General features: G+C 58.4%; 14 protein-coding genes and 5 pseudogenes. 13 read left to right on the top strand and 6 right to left on the bottom strand.

All coding sequences use genetic code 11. The features are described from left to right. The first annotated feature begins 890 nt into the window (after positions 1 to 890). Positions 891 to 1,709 (top strand): 4'-phosphopantetheinyl transferase superfamily protein, encoded by an 819-nt coding sequence (locus tag VSR82_RS36860; protein WP_018435701.1) that lies wholly within the window; start codon positions 891 to 893, stop codon positions 1,707 to 1,709. 810 nt (positions 1,710 to 2,519) lie between these two features. On the opposite strand, the pseudogene pycTIR reads toward VSR82_RS36860, so the two are convergent. The 3 genes and pseudogenes from pycTIR to VSR82_RS36875 form a co-directional block, all read right to left on the bottom strand. Next, positions 2,520 to 3,434, bottom strand: a pseudogene (pycTIR, locus tag VSR82_RS36865) (Pycsar phage resistance system effector protein PycTIR). Between the two features lie 1,165 nt (positions 3,435 to 4,599). After that, positions 4,600 to 4,821 carry a hypothetical protein gene (locus tag VSR82_RS36870; protein ID WP_429464291.1) on the bottom strand — a complete coding sequence of 74 codons (222 nt, stop codon included), beginning with the start codon at positions 4,819 to 4,821 and terminating at the stop codon, positions 4,600 to 4,602. 126 nt (positions 4,822 to 4,947) lie between these two features. Beyond that, on the bottom strand, positions 4,948 to 5,880 hold the full coding sequence (locus VSR82_RS36875) for a ribosome-inactivating family protein (protein ID WP_429464289.1): 933 nt from the start codon (positions 5,878 to 5,880) through the stop codon (positions 4,948 to 4,950). Positions 5,881 to 6,946: 1,066 nt separating this feature from the next. On the opposite strand from VSR82_RS36875, the pseudogene VSR82_RS36880 reads away from it, so the two are divergent. Further along, a pseudogene (locus VSR82_RS36880) lies at positions 6,947 to 7,212 on the top strand (DUF1488 family protein). A 407-nt stretch (positions 7,213 to 7,619) separates the two neighbouring features. On the opposite strand, the pseudogene VSR82_RS36885 reads toward VSR82_RS36880, so the two are convergent. Continuing rightward, a pseudogene (locus VSR82_RS36885) lies at positions 7,620 to 7,976 on the bottom strand (helix-turn-helix domain-containing protein); the annotation flags it as partial. Between the two features lie 94 nt (positions 7,977 to 8,070). Beyond that, positions 8,071 to 9,342 carry an ABC transporter ATP-binding protein gene (locus VSR82_RS36890; protein ID WP_498858627.1) on the bottom strand — a complete coding sequence of 424 codons (1,272 nt, stop codon included), beginning with the start codon at positions 9,340 to 9,342 and terminating at the stop codon, positions 8,071 to 8,073. Between VSR82_RS36890 and VSR82_RS36895 the strand changes: the two genes are divergently transcribed. From VSR82_RS36895 to VSR82_RS36925, 7 genes and pseudogenes are all read left to right on the top strand, one after another. Further along, entirely contained in the window at positions 9,226 to 10,368 is a 1,143-nt protein-coding gene (locus VSR82_RS36895) for an IS110 family RNA-guided transposase (RefSeq protein ID WP_498858628.1), read from the top strand. The two genes, VSR82_RS36890 and VSR82_RS36895, sit on opposite strands and share 117 nt — an antisense overlap. 364 nt (positions 10,369 to 10,732) lie before the next feature. Next, positions 10,733 to 10,903, top strand: coding sequence for a hypothetical protein (locus tag VSR82_RS36900; RefSeq protein WP_018436446.1), 171 nt, complete (start codon positions 10,733 to 10,735; stop codon positions 10,901 to 10,903). Positions 10,904 to 11,295: 392 nt separating this feature from the next. Then, complete coding sequence (locus VSR82_RS36905; protein WP_429464283.1) at positions 11,296 to 11,487, top strand: hypothetical protein; 192 nt, start codon at positions 11,296 to 11,298, stop codon at positions 11,485 to 11,487. Positions 11,488 to 11,546: 59 nt separating this feature from the next. Then, positions 11,547 to 11,756, top strand: coding sequence for a hypothetical protein (locus VSR82_RS36910; RefSeq protein WP_410852767.1), 210 nt, complete (start codon positions 11,547 to 11,549; stop codon positions 11,754 to 11,756). 912 nt (positions 11,757 to 12,668) lie between these two features. Then, positions 12,669 to 13,577 (top strand): LysR family transcriptional regulator, encoded by a 909-nt coding sequence (locus VSR82_RS36915; RefSeq protein WP_410852768.1) that lies wholly within the window; start codon positions 12,669 to 12,671, stop codon positions 13,575 to 13,577. Positions 13,578 to 13,669: 92 nt separating this feature from the next. Then, positions 13,670 to 13,838, top strand: a pseudogene (locus tag VSR82_RS36920) (IS110 family transposase); the annotation flags it as partial. 23 nt (positions 13,839 to 13,861) lie between these two features. Next, a pseudogene (locus VSR82_RS36925) lies at positions 13,862 to 14,158 on the top strand (IS6 family transposase); the annotation flags it as partial. Here the strand turns inward: VSR82_RS36925 and VSR82_RS36930 are convergent. After that, a complete protein-coding gene (locus VSR82_RS36930) occupies positions 14,140 to 14,280 on the bottom strand; it encodes a hypothetical protein (protein WP_410852770.1) in 141 nt (46 codons plus the stop codon). The pseudogene VSR82_RS36925 and the gene VSR82_RS36930 overlap by 19 nt on opposite strands. Before the next feature lie 50 nt (positions 14,281 to 14,330). Between VSR82_RS36930 and VSR82_RS36935 the strand changes: the two genes are divergently transcribed. The 4 genes from VSR82_RS36935 (at position 14,331) to VSR82_RS36950 (ending at position 16,472) form a co-directional block, all read left to right on the top strand. Continuing rightward, a complete protein-coding gene (locus VSR82_RS36935) occupies positions 14,331 to 14,825 on the top strand; it encodes an ATP-binding cassette domain-containing protein (RefSeq protein WP_410852771.1) in 495 nt (164 codons plus the stop codon). 64 nt (positions 14,826 to 14,889) lie between these two features. Continuing rightward, positions 14,890 to 15,723: an ABC transporter permease gene (locus tag VSR82_RS36940; RefSeq protein WP_429464278.1), complete on the top strand. Its 834-nt coding sequence runs from the start codon at positions 14,890 to 14,892 to the stop codon at positions 15,721 to 15,723. Positions 15,724 to 15,863: 140 nt separating this feature from the next. After that, positions 15,864 to 16,166, top strand: a complete 303-nt coding sequence (locus VSR82_RS36945) for an ABC transporter permease (protein WP_429464277.1) — start codon at positions 15,864 to 15,866, stop codon at positions 16,164 to 16,166. 6 nt (positions 16,167 to 16,172) lie between these two features. After that, entirely contained in the window at positions 16,173 to 16,472 is a 300-nt protein-coding gene (locus tag VSR82_RS36950; protein ID WP_410852774.1) for an ABC transporter permease, read from the top strand. Positions 16,473 to 16,628: the final 156 nt, after the last annotated feature.

Genomic DNA, 16,628 nt, shown 5'->3' on the forward strand with positions numbered 1-16,628 from the left:
GTTCCAGTACCATTCGCACAGCCCGCTCACGAACTTCCGGCGAGTACCTCGGGGACTTCTTCTTCGTGTTTTCCATAGCTCCATTTTCTCAAGAAGTGGAGTCTCCGGAAAACCCGGGGCGCTTCATAATCGTGCTGGCCATCAACCTGCGTGTGTTGGCCGCATGGTAAACGGGATCGCGTGCACGCGATCCGTGTGCCGTTGCTGCCCGATGAGACGTCGTGCAACGTCATACGCGACCGTGGGCAACTGCAGAGGGAAGTCCCACAACACCGGCGGCGCACGTGCAAGCTACTGGTCCCCCTCGGTTACTGGGGTCGAGTCGACAGCCGGAAGTTCACCGCACGTCTGTGCACGCGGCGAGGTACGGTGCCACGACGGTACGCCACTACCACTGGAACTTCAGCGACGGCTGTTGCGCGAATGCGAACAACTGGTGCTCCTTAAGCAGTAACTGGCGACACTGGAAAAGGAGACGCTCGGGAGCCTCCCGAAGCCGAGCGGAAGCGAATCGATCGCCTCAAACGCCTGAGTGGCATTGGGGCCGTTGGTGGCTCGCGACTGGCACTGGAACTGTTCTGGCGGCGGTTTGAGCCTCGTGACAGTGGTGAGAGCCAGGTCGCCAAGGCCATCAGCAATCAAGGCAATCGGAGAGTGCGGGCACTACGGATCGAGACGGCATGGGCGTGGATCCGTTATCATCCAGAGAGCGTCATTGACGTATTGGGTTCTCGCAGCGAACAGCTGGCACGGCCCCCAATCGCCGCGCGCGACGGATTGCAATCGGTGCACTCGCACATTTCGTACGGCGGGAAACTGGTCGAGAGCATGCGCCAAGATGCACCGGCCAGCACCATCCAGCGCAGCGCGTTGAAAATATCGCGAATCACATGTCGGCGCTGCGGCGCGGCTTCGCTCGTCAAGAGTACCGTCACTATCGGAGCGAATTGATGACTGTCCCAGCAACGTCGGCTTTCGATGTGCGCGAGCTCGCTGTACCACGTGCTTCGGCAGCAGATATTGAGATCTTTTTCATCACCTTCGATTTTCGCGCGACGCTCGACTGTCCCGCATTCGCTCCACTCTCGGACGATGAGCGTGAAAAGGTCGCGCGCTTCCGACGCCGCGACGATGCGCTGCGTTGTGCCATCACGCGCGTCGTGCTGCGTCAGTTGCTGGCCGAACGAACAGATTTGAAGGCAAGTGAATTGCGTTTCGAGCTAGACACCGGTGGTCGACCGCGTCTCGATAAGTCGATACAAGGGGGCCCCGGTCGGCAACTCGACTTCAACGTTTCGCATTCTGAGCAGTATGGTCTGGTCGCAATTGCGCGGCGACGGACGGTTGGTGTAGATATCGAATTTGCTCGCAATGACCTCAACTGGAGGAAACTCGCGTCAGCGGTGTTTGCGCCGCGCGACGAAGCACACGTAACCGCATTGCCGATGCACAGACGAACCGACGCATTTTATGACGTATGGACGGCAAAGGAAGCGGTGTTGAAGGCGCGTGGCGTCGGCATCGGAGGAGGCATGACATGGTTTTCTGTCCTTGGCGACGGGCAGCACGAGCCAAGCATCGTAGTTTCCGAGGAGAGTGTGTGCAATCGCGACCTGATTGCGAATCTCGACGCAGTTTGGCTTCGTGCCCTGAACGGTTATGCCGCGTGTGTCGTGTGGTCGCGCGACGCCGCTTGGTGCGATGCGTAGGCACAATGTAGCTTGAGCGTTTCGAGAATTTAACTCCAACCAAAGTTTGCGCTAGCGCGAAGCGAAAGCAGCCGGTCGGCGCATCCGAAATGCATAACCTGTGCAAAAATCATCGTGATCTGATCAAAAGCGCCGTTGCAGAGAAAAGGAATTGGTGAGATTCGGCCCGTTTCCTGAGACCAGAAATACCAAAAATTGAAATTGCCCGTATGGCACGTGCCAACCATGACATGCTAGCAATGGCTGGACTGCCCTTTACACGTCGATGTGTATGTCCAGACTCCCATGTCCCCCCAATACTCTGGAGCCCACATGTCAACGCCATTCGTCTACTTCGACTGGTCAGCCAACATGTTGTAGACATCGGCGGTGATGCGAGTTGTAATGTCGAGGACGGTAGCGGAAATTTTAGCGCACATCCGGCTGCGGACGTATTCTTAGAGTCGCCGGTAAAGACTACCATTGCTGGGTCTCCGTTATAGGCAGTAATCACCCCCCTTTCATTCCTGATGATGTCGGAAGCGCACTTCAAAAAGGTCTTATAAATTTGTGCGCTGAACTCCCATTTCATGGTGTTCACCATGTCGGTCCAAGTCCGCGTAAAGGTCTTTCGCGTGGCTAGAGTTGAGACGCGAATCCTCGGGGTTAGGGATACCAGTACTCTCCAGTGAACGTTTCACCGACCCATTTCTTCAAATCGTCGGTCAGAGCCATTGATATTCCCCACTTGTTTGCCCCCAAGGTAAGTCGAATACTAAGTTGGCCATGGCACGACCCACCTTCGGCTTCGAGATCGATTTTCGGGAATATTTAGGAAATCGTTCCAAGGCTGATGATATGCTTGCGGAACGCAGTCGCAGCCGGGCCAAACTTCGCCTCTGTACCGTTCTTTTCGCCGTAGACGTAGCGGATCGTCGTCACGCCGGCCATGTCGCTCGGAAGCTGGACGCCCTCGCCGCGCGGTTCCATCAAGATTGCGCGCTTGCGGCTGAGGCGTCCCATGAATAGGCCAAGCTCGAAACCGACGTTATCGCGCGGGCGCCGACCATTCAGTGACGCGGGCATTGGTGACGTCGTCGCCATGTGCGATCGCCACCGCGAAATCGCACTAAACCAGCTCACGTTCGATATCGTCGCGCGTATGGTTTGCGACCTCGAACACCCCCTGGTTCCATGGCACGGTCAGGAACTTGTCGTGTGCGAACATGGATTGCAGCAGGTGCGAGACATCAAGCGCCTCAGCGCTCGAAATCACGAAAACGCGGATTTTGTCGCACTTCGCGTTTACGATCTGGTTGCGCCCCGATCAGGCGTTTCCAGAGTTCTTTTGCCATCCGGCGTCAGAGGTCTGCAATAGCAGCTGCCGAGCTCGCTCAGTTGCTGTTCCGTGATTTTCGCGACAAGGGCATCCTCTGCCTCACGAACCGTCACAGACCATTTCTGGATCGGCTCAACGGCTGCCATCTCTCCGACCGAATCGCCGGGGAACCGCCGGCGGATCGGCGTAGGGTTGACGACGATGTCGAACGCGCCGGTGATGATGAAATACACGTCGTTGTCGGTGGCGTCCTGCTGGATGATAACGTCGCAAGTCTTGACCTGAATCAGTTCGGCCATGTCGGCCAACTCCGCGGCCAGATCTTTGTCGCCGCCGACGAGCTTCTGGCCCGTGAACGCTTCAACACGCAGGCGTTTGCCCGTCTCCCCAGAAAATCTCTCAATCATTCTTGCTCTCTCCGTGCCGCCTTTGGGAAACAAGCAGCAGCGATATTCTGATGGAGGACAGGCTACAATTCGGTGCCGGCAGCGCCGTCCGTGGGGTGTCTGCGAACGTGAGAAAGCGGAGTCCGGTCGCAGGTCATCTATCCGGTTATTTCGAGATCGAGTTCGTGCCGCATTGTGGTGGCGGCAAGGTCGACAGCGAGCTCGTGCACACGCTTGTGATGACTGATATCGCGACGGGATGGACCGAATGCCTGGTCAGGCCGTGTCGCAGAGGCGCATTCGTTCTGGAGCATATTAGGCAGGTCCGCAGTGCATTGCCGTTTCCCCTGCGCGGTCTAGATTGCGACAACGATAGCGCCTTCATGAACGAGACGGTGTGCTACTTCTGCAAACCAACGGGTATCGAGCTTACTCGGTCGCGTGCATACAAGAAGAACTACGAGGCGTGGGTCTAGCAGAAAAATGGCGCTATCGTTCACCGCTTGGTCGGCTACGGAAGGCGCCGAGGCCTGGAGGGCCACGGAAATCCTTGCCCCCTTTAGCAGGTCTCGCCGCTCTACATCAACTTCTTCCAGGCGTCGTTCAAGCTGAAATCCAAGACCCGTCACTGCGCGAAGGTGCCAACGTTCTTTTGGGGCGACATGGGGCCGCCAAGGCGACGGCAGTCTCGCTTGATCCTTATGGGTATGTGGCGCGATCCGTCGCAGCCACCGAATCGAAGAAACGGAGGCACTCGGCTGCTGCGATCGGGATGAAGTTGAGGCTGGCCTCACGCGGCCATGGTAAGTACTGGTCGCGTGACACCTACCCGCTAATGGGTGCGGGTAATTGCAAGGGTGAGGCATCGCTTACAGATACGTAGCGCCTCGACCTCGCGCAGGCTCAGATTGAAGCGGTGATACAGCGTACCGCGGAGCCGATCACCGCGGCCGGGAAGCGCAACCTTGGAAGACGATTGACTCTTCTTCATCCTGCCGATCTAATGGACTCGACCTTCAATTTGACAAAGTCCGCGCCGGGCGATCCAAGGTGCGGCATTACCGGTCTGATGCCGTGCGCTACTATGGTTTTCCAAAATTCGAATAAATGGGCTTCGAATAGGTCCCACGCCCTGCATATGTCACATTGACCCTCGATTCGATTGCGTGAGCGTGCCTGGCGATATCTAGCATAGGGTGACGAATACTTGCGTCGCACGACCATTTCCCCCATTGAAACGGGAGGAAGATTGATAGCCTGCGAGGCCAATCTCACACTCCCCACCCTGAAGATTTACTTTTGGACTAGAAATATACCCCTCATGATAATATCCCCCGCCAAATACCAAACCAGATGGCAACATCACACCTGCCATCGAAATACAAAGAACATATTTTTTGGCCCACATTTCGCACATCCTAGTAAAAATTCAAAGTTAACTGCCCATTAAAAATCACCACGCAAAAGCCCGACAGGCGCCCCCATCTACCGAATTCAAACAAATCGCGACTACGCAAGAACACGCGAAAGACAATCAGAATCCCATATTACACCGCCCGATATTACCCTGAACACAATCGTTATATGGAAGGGATGGAGTCTTTGATACGATCTTCTTGCCCGTGCTGGTCGTCATTCCGAAAACGTCTCTGACGTTTGTTAGTAAGATCGGGGCCACGCCATGCGTAGCAATTTTTATTGCGCCGTACTGAACCTTACGTATCTCATCGCTTAGCCGATCCCACCGCGTAGTTCTATTTGAATCTTCGAGACTCAATCGATATGGAGTGAAAGCATCATCGCCTAATGCAGTCGATGCAAAACTCCCTTGGATACTACGAAACCTTACCGCCTCTGATAGCACTGTTGCGTACGATAGCAAGGCCCTTGCCTCCGCTCCGTTTATCGCACTAGTCAAAGAAACATGATTCATTAGGTTCCTATACCCCTTCATCAGTGAATATCTATCGATTGACAAATCTGTTCTATCCGCGCTTACTCCGGCACTCCTTGCCAACGAGAGATAGCTAGAATCTCCTGTCATATTTACCGTGAAATCTGCCAAACGCCGTGGCGCATTCACCTGTACTCTTCCGCTGGCTGTATCCGAAAAATCAGAAAATCGGTAAAATATACGCGCAACGATAAACCCTGCCAGGTACAAATCGGATGGGTTCATCACAAACCTAACATCTGTATTTGAGGATGGGTCATTGGGACCAACTCCAATTATTTCAATGGTAATCCCCTCTACAATATTTGACGCATCGGGCCTTAATTGATACAAAATTTTATTGCCAGGGATATTCGCGAGCGACATCGCATCGCCCATTGCAGTTCTAATTGCACCCAACGATTGAACATATTTTTGCGGGGAACTAAAATCGACCCTGAATTCGGCAGCATATAAAAATGAACAGGTCGAAAAACACCACGAAATTAAAATGACCTTCATGACTTTTTTCATCAAAACTCCACCGTTATATCGCGTCATCTCAAAACGAAATTCGCGATCCTGATGCCCCTTTGCTTATTAAGCGAAGTTGCCACATATTAAGCACAATCAATTTTATCTAAAAATCGCATAAATGCACTCAAAACTGAGGCGGCCTTTTTCACATAGCGGCGCCAATTATCAATTTGCGCAAATACAGGGGCACGCCGACATTGGATGAGCCTAGCAGCTGGATTACTTACGCATAGCCCCACTCCCACAAGATTAGCCTAACCACATACTCAATTGCTAAATCTATGCCAACAAGCCAACGCCAATAGCAAGTAGAAGCTCGAAAGCCCTTAAAGCCCATTCACCGATAGCATCAACAAACAAACCGGACAATTCCGACAGTTTGTGTCGCTACCGATAGGGGGCGCCGGGAATTCAGACAGTGGTGCAAGTGGAACGACTGGTCCTGTCTGCTGCTATCGTTCGGCAGCGAAAGCAGACAAACCTTTTGAGCGGGGCCACAACGACATGTTCAAAAAATCCATGAAAGAATCAGAGACTCGACATCGGTTACACTCCGGTCGGCGGCCTTTTTATTGGCTTTGACGTGATCGCGGGACTTGCAACTCTGGCATTCTGAGGAGCTTCATGGATGTGACTCTGACTGCGATTCCTCGCTGCGTCCTAACGTAGCGTTCCTTGTGTTCGCTGAGTTCCTCTATCGGTACTTTCACAGCGAAGAGAACAAAGAGCTCTGCTGGCTAAAAACGCGGGAAACCTTCCATTTTTGTCGAGTCGAACTCGAACACTCTGATCTTGGGCTTGTCGACGCTGGAACGCGTGGTTCGGCATGAGAGGAAGGACCGGCGACAATAACCACCGCTATGTGGAAGAGTCAGGAACAGTAGAGACCGCCGGAAAGTGGCGCGGTGCCTTGAAACCGGCAAAGCGGCCTTTTAGATATGTAACGTCGGCGGTCTCGGAAACAGGAAACGATCCAATAAAATTGGTCGATCGAATTCGTTAGTGGTTAATAAGGTGACGCAGTCTAACGAATTTGTAACCCGTGCAGCCGTACTCGTCACCAATGGCAACCGTCGAACTTGAACCGCAGGTGCTCGCCAGTCGCCTCGGCATGGCATTTTCTCTGCCTTCCAGAACCGCGCGATCGAATGCATGATCACGATTACGGCGCTGCAAGCGTATTTGTGCCTCGAGCCGCGCGCAGGCGACGCGCGCATCCTCAAACCTTCGCGATGGTACGGCCGCATCCAGGCGATAGCCGAACGAAAGTTGCTTGCCCATCCCGCAGCAGGAATTGAGCTGACGCTGGCAGATTTCTCGCGCCCATGAGACACCGGTTTCCGTCTGTGGCGACGGCGACCGAGGACGAGTTCCTGTTACAGGTATAGGCTGTCCCGCTGAATGCTCCTCATCAAATTCCCGTTGCGCTCACTTCGTTTCGATTCGGTCGACACACAGGCGAGCCGTGCGAAAATGCGCGTGTAGTGCGGCCAGCCAGGCAATCTCCCAGACGATTCAATGGCTTGGGCTAGCAGGGGAGGCATCGCCCCAGCGCTTCGTACAGATAGTGAGACCAGTATGGGGTCGAACGCGAGGTCCACCATGCTCAACCGGTCTAACTGGGTCGGCTTAGCCTTGTGACGTCGTAGGTTGCACAAGTTCGAGACGGCCCGCGATTCCACTGACCGACAGAATTGCCGTTGCGCGATCGCTTTATCGCACGCGCTGACCGCCTCCGGCGAAGCGACGAAATGCCCCGGCGTCACGCCGACCGCGCGCCGGAAATGTCGGCCAAGGTGACTCTGATCGAAAAACCCGACCTCGGTCGCGACCTCACACGGCGGGACGCCGTCGCGCAATAGCCGCTTGGCGTGTTGGATCCGCACCAAACACACATAACGATGCGGCGAGATTCCCACTTCTTTGCGGAACAGCGTCGCAAAGCGCGACACACTCAAGCCCGCCGTCGCCGCGAGCGTCGCAAGACTGACGGGCTGCGCGAACGAGCTTTCGATAAAAGCCACGGCCCGCCTGATCGCACGCGACATCACCACGGTCGTGCCGCTGGCGGTGTAGTCGAAGATTCCAGTCATGTCGTATCCCCTCGGGCCACAAAATCATGCGCGCCGCTCCGACGACACCGATTCGACACGGCGGATGCCGTCATCGCGAAGCGCGAGTTGGCCATCAGACGCGCAGCGTGACGGACTGCGCGAGCCCACCAGCCGCAGTAGCGCCGTCCGGCGGTCCGTTCTGGTACTGCTGCAGTTCCGCTTCGCTGCGATGGCACAGCACCTGCGCGCCGCTCTCGAGCGTGCGCGCGGCCGGCGGCGTGCGGTTGCAGACCCCATCGATGCGCATCGGACAACGCGCGAGAAACGTGCATAGCTGCGGCTCATTGGCCGGCTCGCCGATCGGTGGCAGCGTCTGATGACAGCGCTCGCCCGCTTCTTCGAGCCAGCCGGCGCGAAGTTCCGGCGCGGACGACACCAGCAGATGTGAATACGGGTGGTACGGCGGCGCCGACAACGCGTCGCGGTTACCCGCCTCGACGCGGTGCCCTGCGTACAGCACGACGATGTCGTCGCTGATCGCGCGCACCTTGGCGATGTCGTGCGTGATGAACAGATACGACACGCCGAGCTTTTTCTGCAGATCGCGCAGCAGTTCGAGAATGGCTGCGCCGACCACCGTATCGAGCGCGGAAGTGACTTCGTCGCAAAGGATCAGCTTCGGTTCGGCGGCCAGCGCCCGCGCGAGATTCACGCGCTGTTTTTGCCCGCCCGACAACTCCCCGGTGCGACGTTGCGCCAGTTCGGCAGGCAGGCGCACGAGGCCAAGCAGTTCGGCGACGCGGCGCCGCGCCGCCTCGCCCTTCATGCCATGATAGAACTTCAACGGGCGCGCCAGCGTGCGCTCGACGGTATGGGTCGGGTTGAGCGCCGTGTCGGCGTTCTGGAACACGATCTGGATACAGCGAAACTGTTCGCGGCTGCGACGGTTCAGGTTGGCGGCAAGCGGCTCACCATCGAGCAGCAGCTTGCCGCGCGCCATCGGCACCAGCCCCGCGATCACCTTCGCGAGCGTGGTCTTGCCCGAACCTGATTCGCCGATCACGCCCACCGTCTGGCCACGGCCGATCGCGAGGTCGACGTCGCGCAGAATGATCTTGTGCGGCCAGCCGTGCGCGTCGGTGCCGCCGTAGCCGGCCGTCAGCCCGCGCAGTTCGAGCAGCGGCCCAGCATTGCATTGCGACGCGTCCAGCGCGGCCGCGGTCGATGCAGCGGGAGCGACTGGCGTCACCGCGGCTATCAGGCTCTGCGTATAAGGATGGGCCGGCGCATGCAGAATCTGCTCGGTGCGGCCCGTTTCGCGAATCTCACCGTTGCTGAGCACCACGATCCGATCGGCCATCTGCGCGACCACCGCCAGATCGTGCGACACATAGACGGCGGTCATTCCGCATTGCCGGATCACGCCGCGAAACGCTTGCAGCACGTCGATCTGCGTCGTGACGTCGAGCGCCGTGGTCGGCTCGTCGAGGATCACGAGGGCGGGGTCGGTGATCAGCGCCATCGCCGCCATCAGCCGCTGCAACTGGCCGCCCGACACCTGGTGCGGGTAACGCTGGCCGATCTTCTGCGGGTCCGGCAGCGCGAGCGCGCGGAACAGTTCGACGGCTTTTGCCTGCGCGGCGCGCTTGCTGAGCGTGCCGTGAATCAGCGCGCTTTCGATCACCTGGTCCATGATCGAGCGCGCCGGGTTGAACGCGGCCGCCGCGCTTTGCGCGATATAGGCAACCTTGCGGCCACACAATCCCTCGAGCTGATTCGGCGAGAGTCCGAGCACGTCGGTGTCGCCGACCCGGATCGAGCCGCCCGCGATGCGGCAGCCGCTGCGAGCATGGCCCATCAGCGACAGCGCGATCGTGGTCTTGCCCGAGCCCGATTCGCCGATCAAGGCGAGCACCTCGCCGCGCGCAATCTCGAAGTCGATGTCGTGCACGATCCTGGTATCAGGATCGGAGAGATTGACCGCGAACTGGCGATGCAGCTGGCCGACAACGATCTAGGTCAACGTCTTCTCTCCATTCCGGGTGTCGGTCCTGTCACCGCAAGCGTGCTTGCCGCCGAGATCGGCGACGGCAAGCAGTATGCGAGCAGTCGGGACTTCGCAGCGTCCATTGGACTCGTGCCCCCACAATACAGCACGGGCGGCCGCACGAACCTGCTGGGTATCAGCAAGAGGGGGGACGCGAATATTCGTAGACTCCTCGTTCAATGCGCACGGACCTACATGCACAGGGTTTCCAACAAGGCTGGTCCACTGGCCGAGTGGGTCCGTTCGATGCTTGCTAGGCGGCATTCCAACGTGGTCGCTTGTGCACTGGCCAACAAATTCGCGCGTATCGCGTGGGCATTGTCGGCGCACCATGCCTCGTTCACTCTAAACACCACCATGTTGAGGCCTGAGACCTCAATTTGAACCGTCCCACCTGGTTTTGCGACTGTTGAAGCTGATGACATGAACGGCACACCGGCCTGACGGACACCCTGTGGAAAATATCGGCTTACCGCAAAGCCGACGTGCTTTTTAGGACTGTCAGGCGCGAATTCATCGTGGCGCGGGGAGCGATCCCCACAACGACGCCGAATAGATTTACGCAAGCCAACCATGCATCCATTCAGCGTTGCAAAAACGGGGGCGATCATAGATTATTTCCGTTTTCTGAAGCGCCCCCTGACGGCATACCGCTTTCGTATGTCGGTGAGAAACTCGGGCTGGCCATTGCGGATCTGCATCGCCGTGCCCGTCGCTGTCAGGGTGAGCGAATGATTTGCGCTGCTCCATGTACCACCTTCTTGTGGCATACCATGTACTACATAACTTGCTGGGCAAGTCGAACGACCGGGCCTTGGGTGACCGGTTGCTTGACGGCAGCAGCGAGAAGCTGGACACGTGTCTGCGCCTGGTCGAGCGCGAGGGCGATGTTCATGGACTCGCCGAACTGGGCAACTGACTCATACGGATTGCACGAATCCCATGAAGCCAACCTTTCGCGGCGAGCAAGTGCCGGACGCCATGCAAGACCGTGTGACGAGATCACAGCGCTTACCGACAGGGCATCATTCCATTCGTCCGCGACGAAGGCCGCTAGTTCGCGGGAAATCCCGGACCTAGTTTGTACGTTCCCTGCAACGCAGCACCCTGGTGCTTGATCGGGTTCGCCGCCCCTGGCTCAGACTAAAGTGCTTTTTTCCGTTTCGTGAAGCGACCCCTTCACGCTGTTCCAATTCGGAAAACCCTGACGGCTGAAATCAGCGCTTCCTGAGGCAACATTCCGCCGCCGCCGATTGGGCGCGCGCATCGATCGACCGTAGCATCAATTCATCATGCATTGTCGGGAAAATCATGGCGGGCAACACATCGCTACGCTCTCAGGTCGAAAAACTTGCCTGCTCGACGCGTGACCGGACAGCGAGCGTGCTGCAGGAACGCTCCCGCTCGGGCGAAACGTGCCGTGTGCGCATTCGGATCGAGCGGCCAACTGGGGCGCTTTCCCTCTTCTTTTTGTGGCATGTGTTTCCGCCGGACAGGCGCTGACCGGAGATGGGGATAGGCCGCAAGGCAGCCTGATCGTTCCGCAGCCAAGGGAGACTTGCATGCACGACGACGCTTTGAATACATTACCTCAATATGTGATCGAATTGCGCGCGTGGCTTAGCGACTGGTACGACCATGCGTTCAATGTGGGCTACATCCATCCGCCCTTCACGCTCGACGAAGCGATCGCGGACCGGCTTGAGGGGTACTTCAGGGCGGGCCTGATGCCAGCCGAAGGCGCGATGGCGTTCTTCGGCTCCGTGCATTGAGACGCGAGCGATGAGGTTCGAAGAGTTCGATGCCCGCCTGTCGCACCTGCGAGTCTTGATACCCGCCGGGACGATGGCCTGATCGCCTGGTGGAATGGCGCACGGACAATCTATGCGTGCATTGGCAAGGGCGACGACGGTAGTCACAGCGGATTACACGCACTTGAACTCGACCTTGCCGACGATTGGGGACAACTCCATGACTGGCTCGCCGCATGGATCGACGAGCCGCGCTTCAGTGCACGTCCGGATGTCGATGGTCACGGACGCTGACGCACACGAAGACACCTGCGGTCGCCGCAGTTGCTCCGTTGCCCACTGAGGCGATCGGCAAGAAAACGCCGGGTACCTGGCACCGGTCGATCGCGGCAATCGTCGCAGCGGTCTCGGCGAGCCCGGCAATTCCGTGCTAAAGATGCTTGCTCGCGAAATCGTGTGGGGGGGTCAACCAGTGAAACATATCGTCGGCCGTTATCGCGGATTCGCTATTGAGGCGCGCATGGAGCCTCGGACGGTCCAGTTGTCTGACGGAATCGCGCCGAGATTCCGCCTCGCTTGGTCGTTGCACACACGGACGTTAAGGCTACGCTGGGACAAGCAGCGTAAATGCGGCTGAATTTGGCAAAGCGAACGTAAACTTTGCAAACCTTCAGAAACGACATGTTCCGGTTCGCGTCGCGTAGGTGAGCGCTGCGCTCCGAATCCTGCGGATTGATCGACCGCCATCGCCACGGTCAGTTGCTTCATCGTTTCTGCATTTTACCGTTGTATGTCCACGCTATAACGCATGGCAATCGGTAGCGGTGGAATTGATCAGCATTGTCTTAAGTTTGAATGCAGCAACTTTGCGGCCTTCGGAAGAGTGTTATCGAGTGCTCCGACCTAGGTCACACATAAGACGGATTTTTGAATATGCGTTTCAAGGGCTTGGATCTCAATCTTCTGGTTGCGCTGGATGCGCTCATGACAGAGCGCAATCTGACGGCCGCGGCCCAATACGTCAATCTGAGCCAGCCTGCCATGAGCGCTGCCGTTGCACGGCTACGTGACTATTTCGGAGATGACCTGTTCGTCATGAGGGGCCGCGAGTTCGTCCCAACAGCGCGGGCGGCGGAACTCGTCGCACCGGTTCGGGAGGCCTTATCGCACATACAGCTTTCCATCATTTCGCGCGACGCGTTCCAGCCCAGCAAATCTCATCGCCGCTTCAAGGTCTGCCTGTCCGATTTTATGACGCTCGTCTATTTCCGGAAGGTCGTCGAACGCGTTGCGCGGGAGGCGCCCTCTGTTAGCTTCGAGTTCGTTTTCCCAGATGATGAACCCGGTGTCCTACTTGGGCGCGGCGAAGTCGATTTTCTGCTCCTGCCGGAGTTGCTGCTGGCAGATACCCATCCCAAGACAGCTCTTTTTGAGGAGAGGCTCGTTTGCGTAGGCTGTCCGACAAATAAACAGCTATCGCACCGCATTGCGCTGGAGAAGTACATGTCGATGGGACACGTAACGGTGAGGTTCGGGCGGGCGCGCAGGCCCTCGATCGAAGAGTTTTTCCTGCTCGATCTCGGTCTGAAAAGGCGCGAGGAGGTTGTCGTGCCCACGTTCAGTGTCGTCCCTTCCATCCTGTCGCGTACCGACCGTATCGCTACGCTCCCCTTGAGATTGGCCGAGCACTTTTCAGAACTAACCCCTCTGCGGATCGCAGAAGTGCCTCTGCCACTTTCTTCATTTACCGAAGCAATTCAATGGCCTTCGCTACACAATGGTGATCCTGCAAGCATCTGGATGCGCGAGATCTTACTCGAGGAGGCGCAAAACTTCGCCTAGACATCAGGTATGGACCTGCCGCACTCAAGGTACGCGGATTAAGCTTGAGGTGGGTTACACGGCGGCTCAAAGCCGCATTGAGGGTATAGGTCATGAACAAGTTTAGCAAGTACGTGGGCTTGGATGTACATCAGGAAACGATTGCCGTGGCGGGTTGCCGACACGGCTGGCGAGGTGCGGTATGTAGGCGAAATCGTGAAAACCCCTGGAGCCATTGCGAAACTAGTTACGCAGCTCAGGCGGAGGCATTGTCAGGTTAGCGAGGTGACCGGTTAGATAGTGCGATGAAGAAATCGAAATCGGTTTATCACGGCCACCGTTTTCCCACCGCAGTGATCAGTTGCGCGGTACGCTGTTATTTCCGCTTTCAGTTGAGCACTTGCGCGATATCGAGGAGTTGCTCTTTGAGCGCGGGGTGACCGTGAGCTAAGAGACGATCCGATGCTGGTGCGAGAAATTCGGCAAGAGCTTGGCGCACCGGGTGAAAGCCGCGCGGCGCAAGCCCGGTTCAACCTAGCACCTTGACGAGAGGTGCGTCATACTGCGCGCTGAACCGTATCTGCTACGGCGAGCGCCGCATCGCGCAGATGTCGGGCGGACAGCAGTAGCGCGTCGCGCTCGCACGGGCGATCGTGACGAATCCATCGGTGCTGCTGCTCGACGAGCCGCTCGGCGCGCTCGACAGGAATCTGCGCGAGAACATGCAGTTCGAACTCAAGTCGCTGCAGAGCAAGCTCGGCATCACGATGCGAGATGGTCACGCACGACCAGGAAGAAGCGCTGACGATGAGCGTCCGTGTGGTCGTGATGAATCACGGGCGCATCCTGCAATCGGGCACGCCGAACGAAGTGTATGACCGGCCGCGCACTGGCTTCGTCGCGGAGTTTCTCGGCGCGGCCAATATCCTGCCGTTTTCGGTCGTGCGCGCCGAACGCAACTGGCTCGATATTGCGATCCGCGACGCACCCGGCGACGTGCGCTCCGCTGCGACGCCTACGTGTCGCGTCGCGCATGCGCTGAACCGCCCGCTCGCGGCGGGCGCGAGCGGCGAAGTCGCGGTGCGGCCGGAAAAGCTGCGCGTCGGCGACCCGCGTCCCGACGATATCCGCTTCGATGGGGTCGTCGCCGCGCGGTGTTCCGCGGCTCGCAGCACGCGTACCGCATCGATGCGCCCTCGCTCGGGCAGACCGTCAGCGTCTATCAGCAGGCTGCGTGCACAGCGGCCCTCGACGCGGGTCATCCGATGAGTGTGTCGATTGGCCCCGACGATCTTGTCGTTCTCGAATGCGAACCCGGCGAAGGGGACGCCCGATGAGCACGCTCGCCACGCTGCCGCACGCGAGCCACCGCACGCGTCGATGGATATCGCCGTACGCGATGCTGTGCGCGCCGGCGCTCCTCGTGCTGGCGACCTTCTTCGGCATGCCGCTCTACGAAAACGCGATGCGCAGCGTCGGCATCTCGGCGATTCAGGGCACCCATTCCGCCTTCACGTTCGCGTACTACCACAAGCTGTTCACCGATCCGTACTACGTGGGCATCATGATCGAAACGCTGAGGGTCAGCGTGCTGACGACGCTGTGGTGTCTGGTGATCGGCTACCCCGTCGCGTGGTTCATGGCGCGGCGCGCGGCGCGCTTCGCGAGCCCGCTGATGTTCGTGCTCATCATGCCGCTTCTCACGTCGCATCATGCGCACGTTCGGCTGGAACGTGCTGCGCGCGCGCCACGGCCTCATCAACGACACGCTGCTCGCGCTGGGGATCATCGTGTGCACGTGATGGTGTCGTTCATGGTGCTGTCGATCATCCCGGTGCTGCGCTCGGCCGATCAGCGTCTGGAAGAGTCGGCGCGCGTGCTCGGCGCCGGCGCGTTACGCGCGTTCGTGGTGGTGACGCTGCCGCTGTCGGTCGAGGGGATCATCACCGGGTGTCTGACCGTTTTCATGATCGTCAACGGCAGTTTCATCTGTGCGCTACTGCTGGGCGGCGGCGTGACGCTGCCGCTTCTGATCTTCCAGCAGTTCAGCCAGTCGCAGGACATGGGACTCGCGAGCGCGACGGGCAATCTGCTGCTGATCATCGTGCTGATCTGCCTGTATGCGCAGGGACGATTGATCGGCCGGGGCAAGGCGGCAGGTCGATGAGCACGCTCACCTAGCTCCCGACTGTTCGAAAAGCTCGGCAACGGCGCGCTGGCGCTGTATATCGCGCTATTCGTCGTGTTCCTGCTGGCGCCGATCGTGATCGTCGTGCTGGCGTCGTTCACACTGGCGAATCGGTCGCGGTGCCGGTCGGCGGACTGTCGCTACGCTGGTATCGGCGTTTCATCGAATACAAGCCGTTCACCGATTCGCTGATCGCGAGCCTGCTGCTGGCCGGCGCATCGACCGCGCTCGCGATCATGCTCGCGGTGCCGGCCGCCCTCGGGCTTGCGAACACGCGCTCACGCATCGGTCATGCGGCGACGCCGGTCCTGCTGTCGCCGATCGCGGTGCCGCCGCTGGTGGTCGGGCTGTCGTCGCTGTACTACCTGTCGGAGCTCGGCATCGGCAATTCGTTCGCCGCGTTGCTGATCACGCACACGTGAGTGTCAGTGCCGTATGTACTGCGCACGACGATCGCCGCATGCAAGAACCTGAACCCCGGTTTCGGCGAAGCGGCGTCGGTGCTGAGCGCAAGCATCTGGCGACGCTTCTGGCACGTGACCTTGCCGCTGATCTCGCCGGGTGTCTTCGCCGGCGCGCTGTTCTCGGTGCTGATTTCGCTCGACAACCTCGGCGTGTCCTACTTTTTCGGCAGCGCCAACACAACGACGCTGCCTGTCGTCATGCTGTCGTATTTGCAAAACCAGTTCGATCCTTCCATCGCCGCGATCAGTACGTGCAGATGCTGATACCAATCGTGTTTCTCCTGGCGGTCGAGAAGATCTACGGCTTACGGTCGATGAACCGCTAGGCGTGCGCGCAGTGACGTGCGACCTTCTCGTTGCTTCGGCCGCCCGACCTGAGCAATCAGGTCTCGCTAACTGGTGCTAACCACGTGCATCCCG

It is taken from the genome of Burkholderia sp. JPY481 (assembly GCF_038900515.1).
GTDB classification, from domain to species: domain Bacteria; phylum Pseudomonadota; class Gammaproteobacteria; order Burkholderiales; family Burkholderiaceae; genus Paraburkholderia; species Paraburkholderia youngii.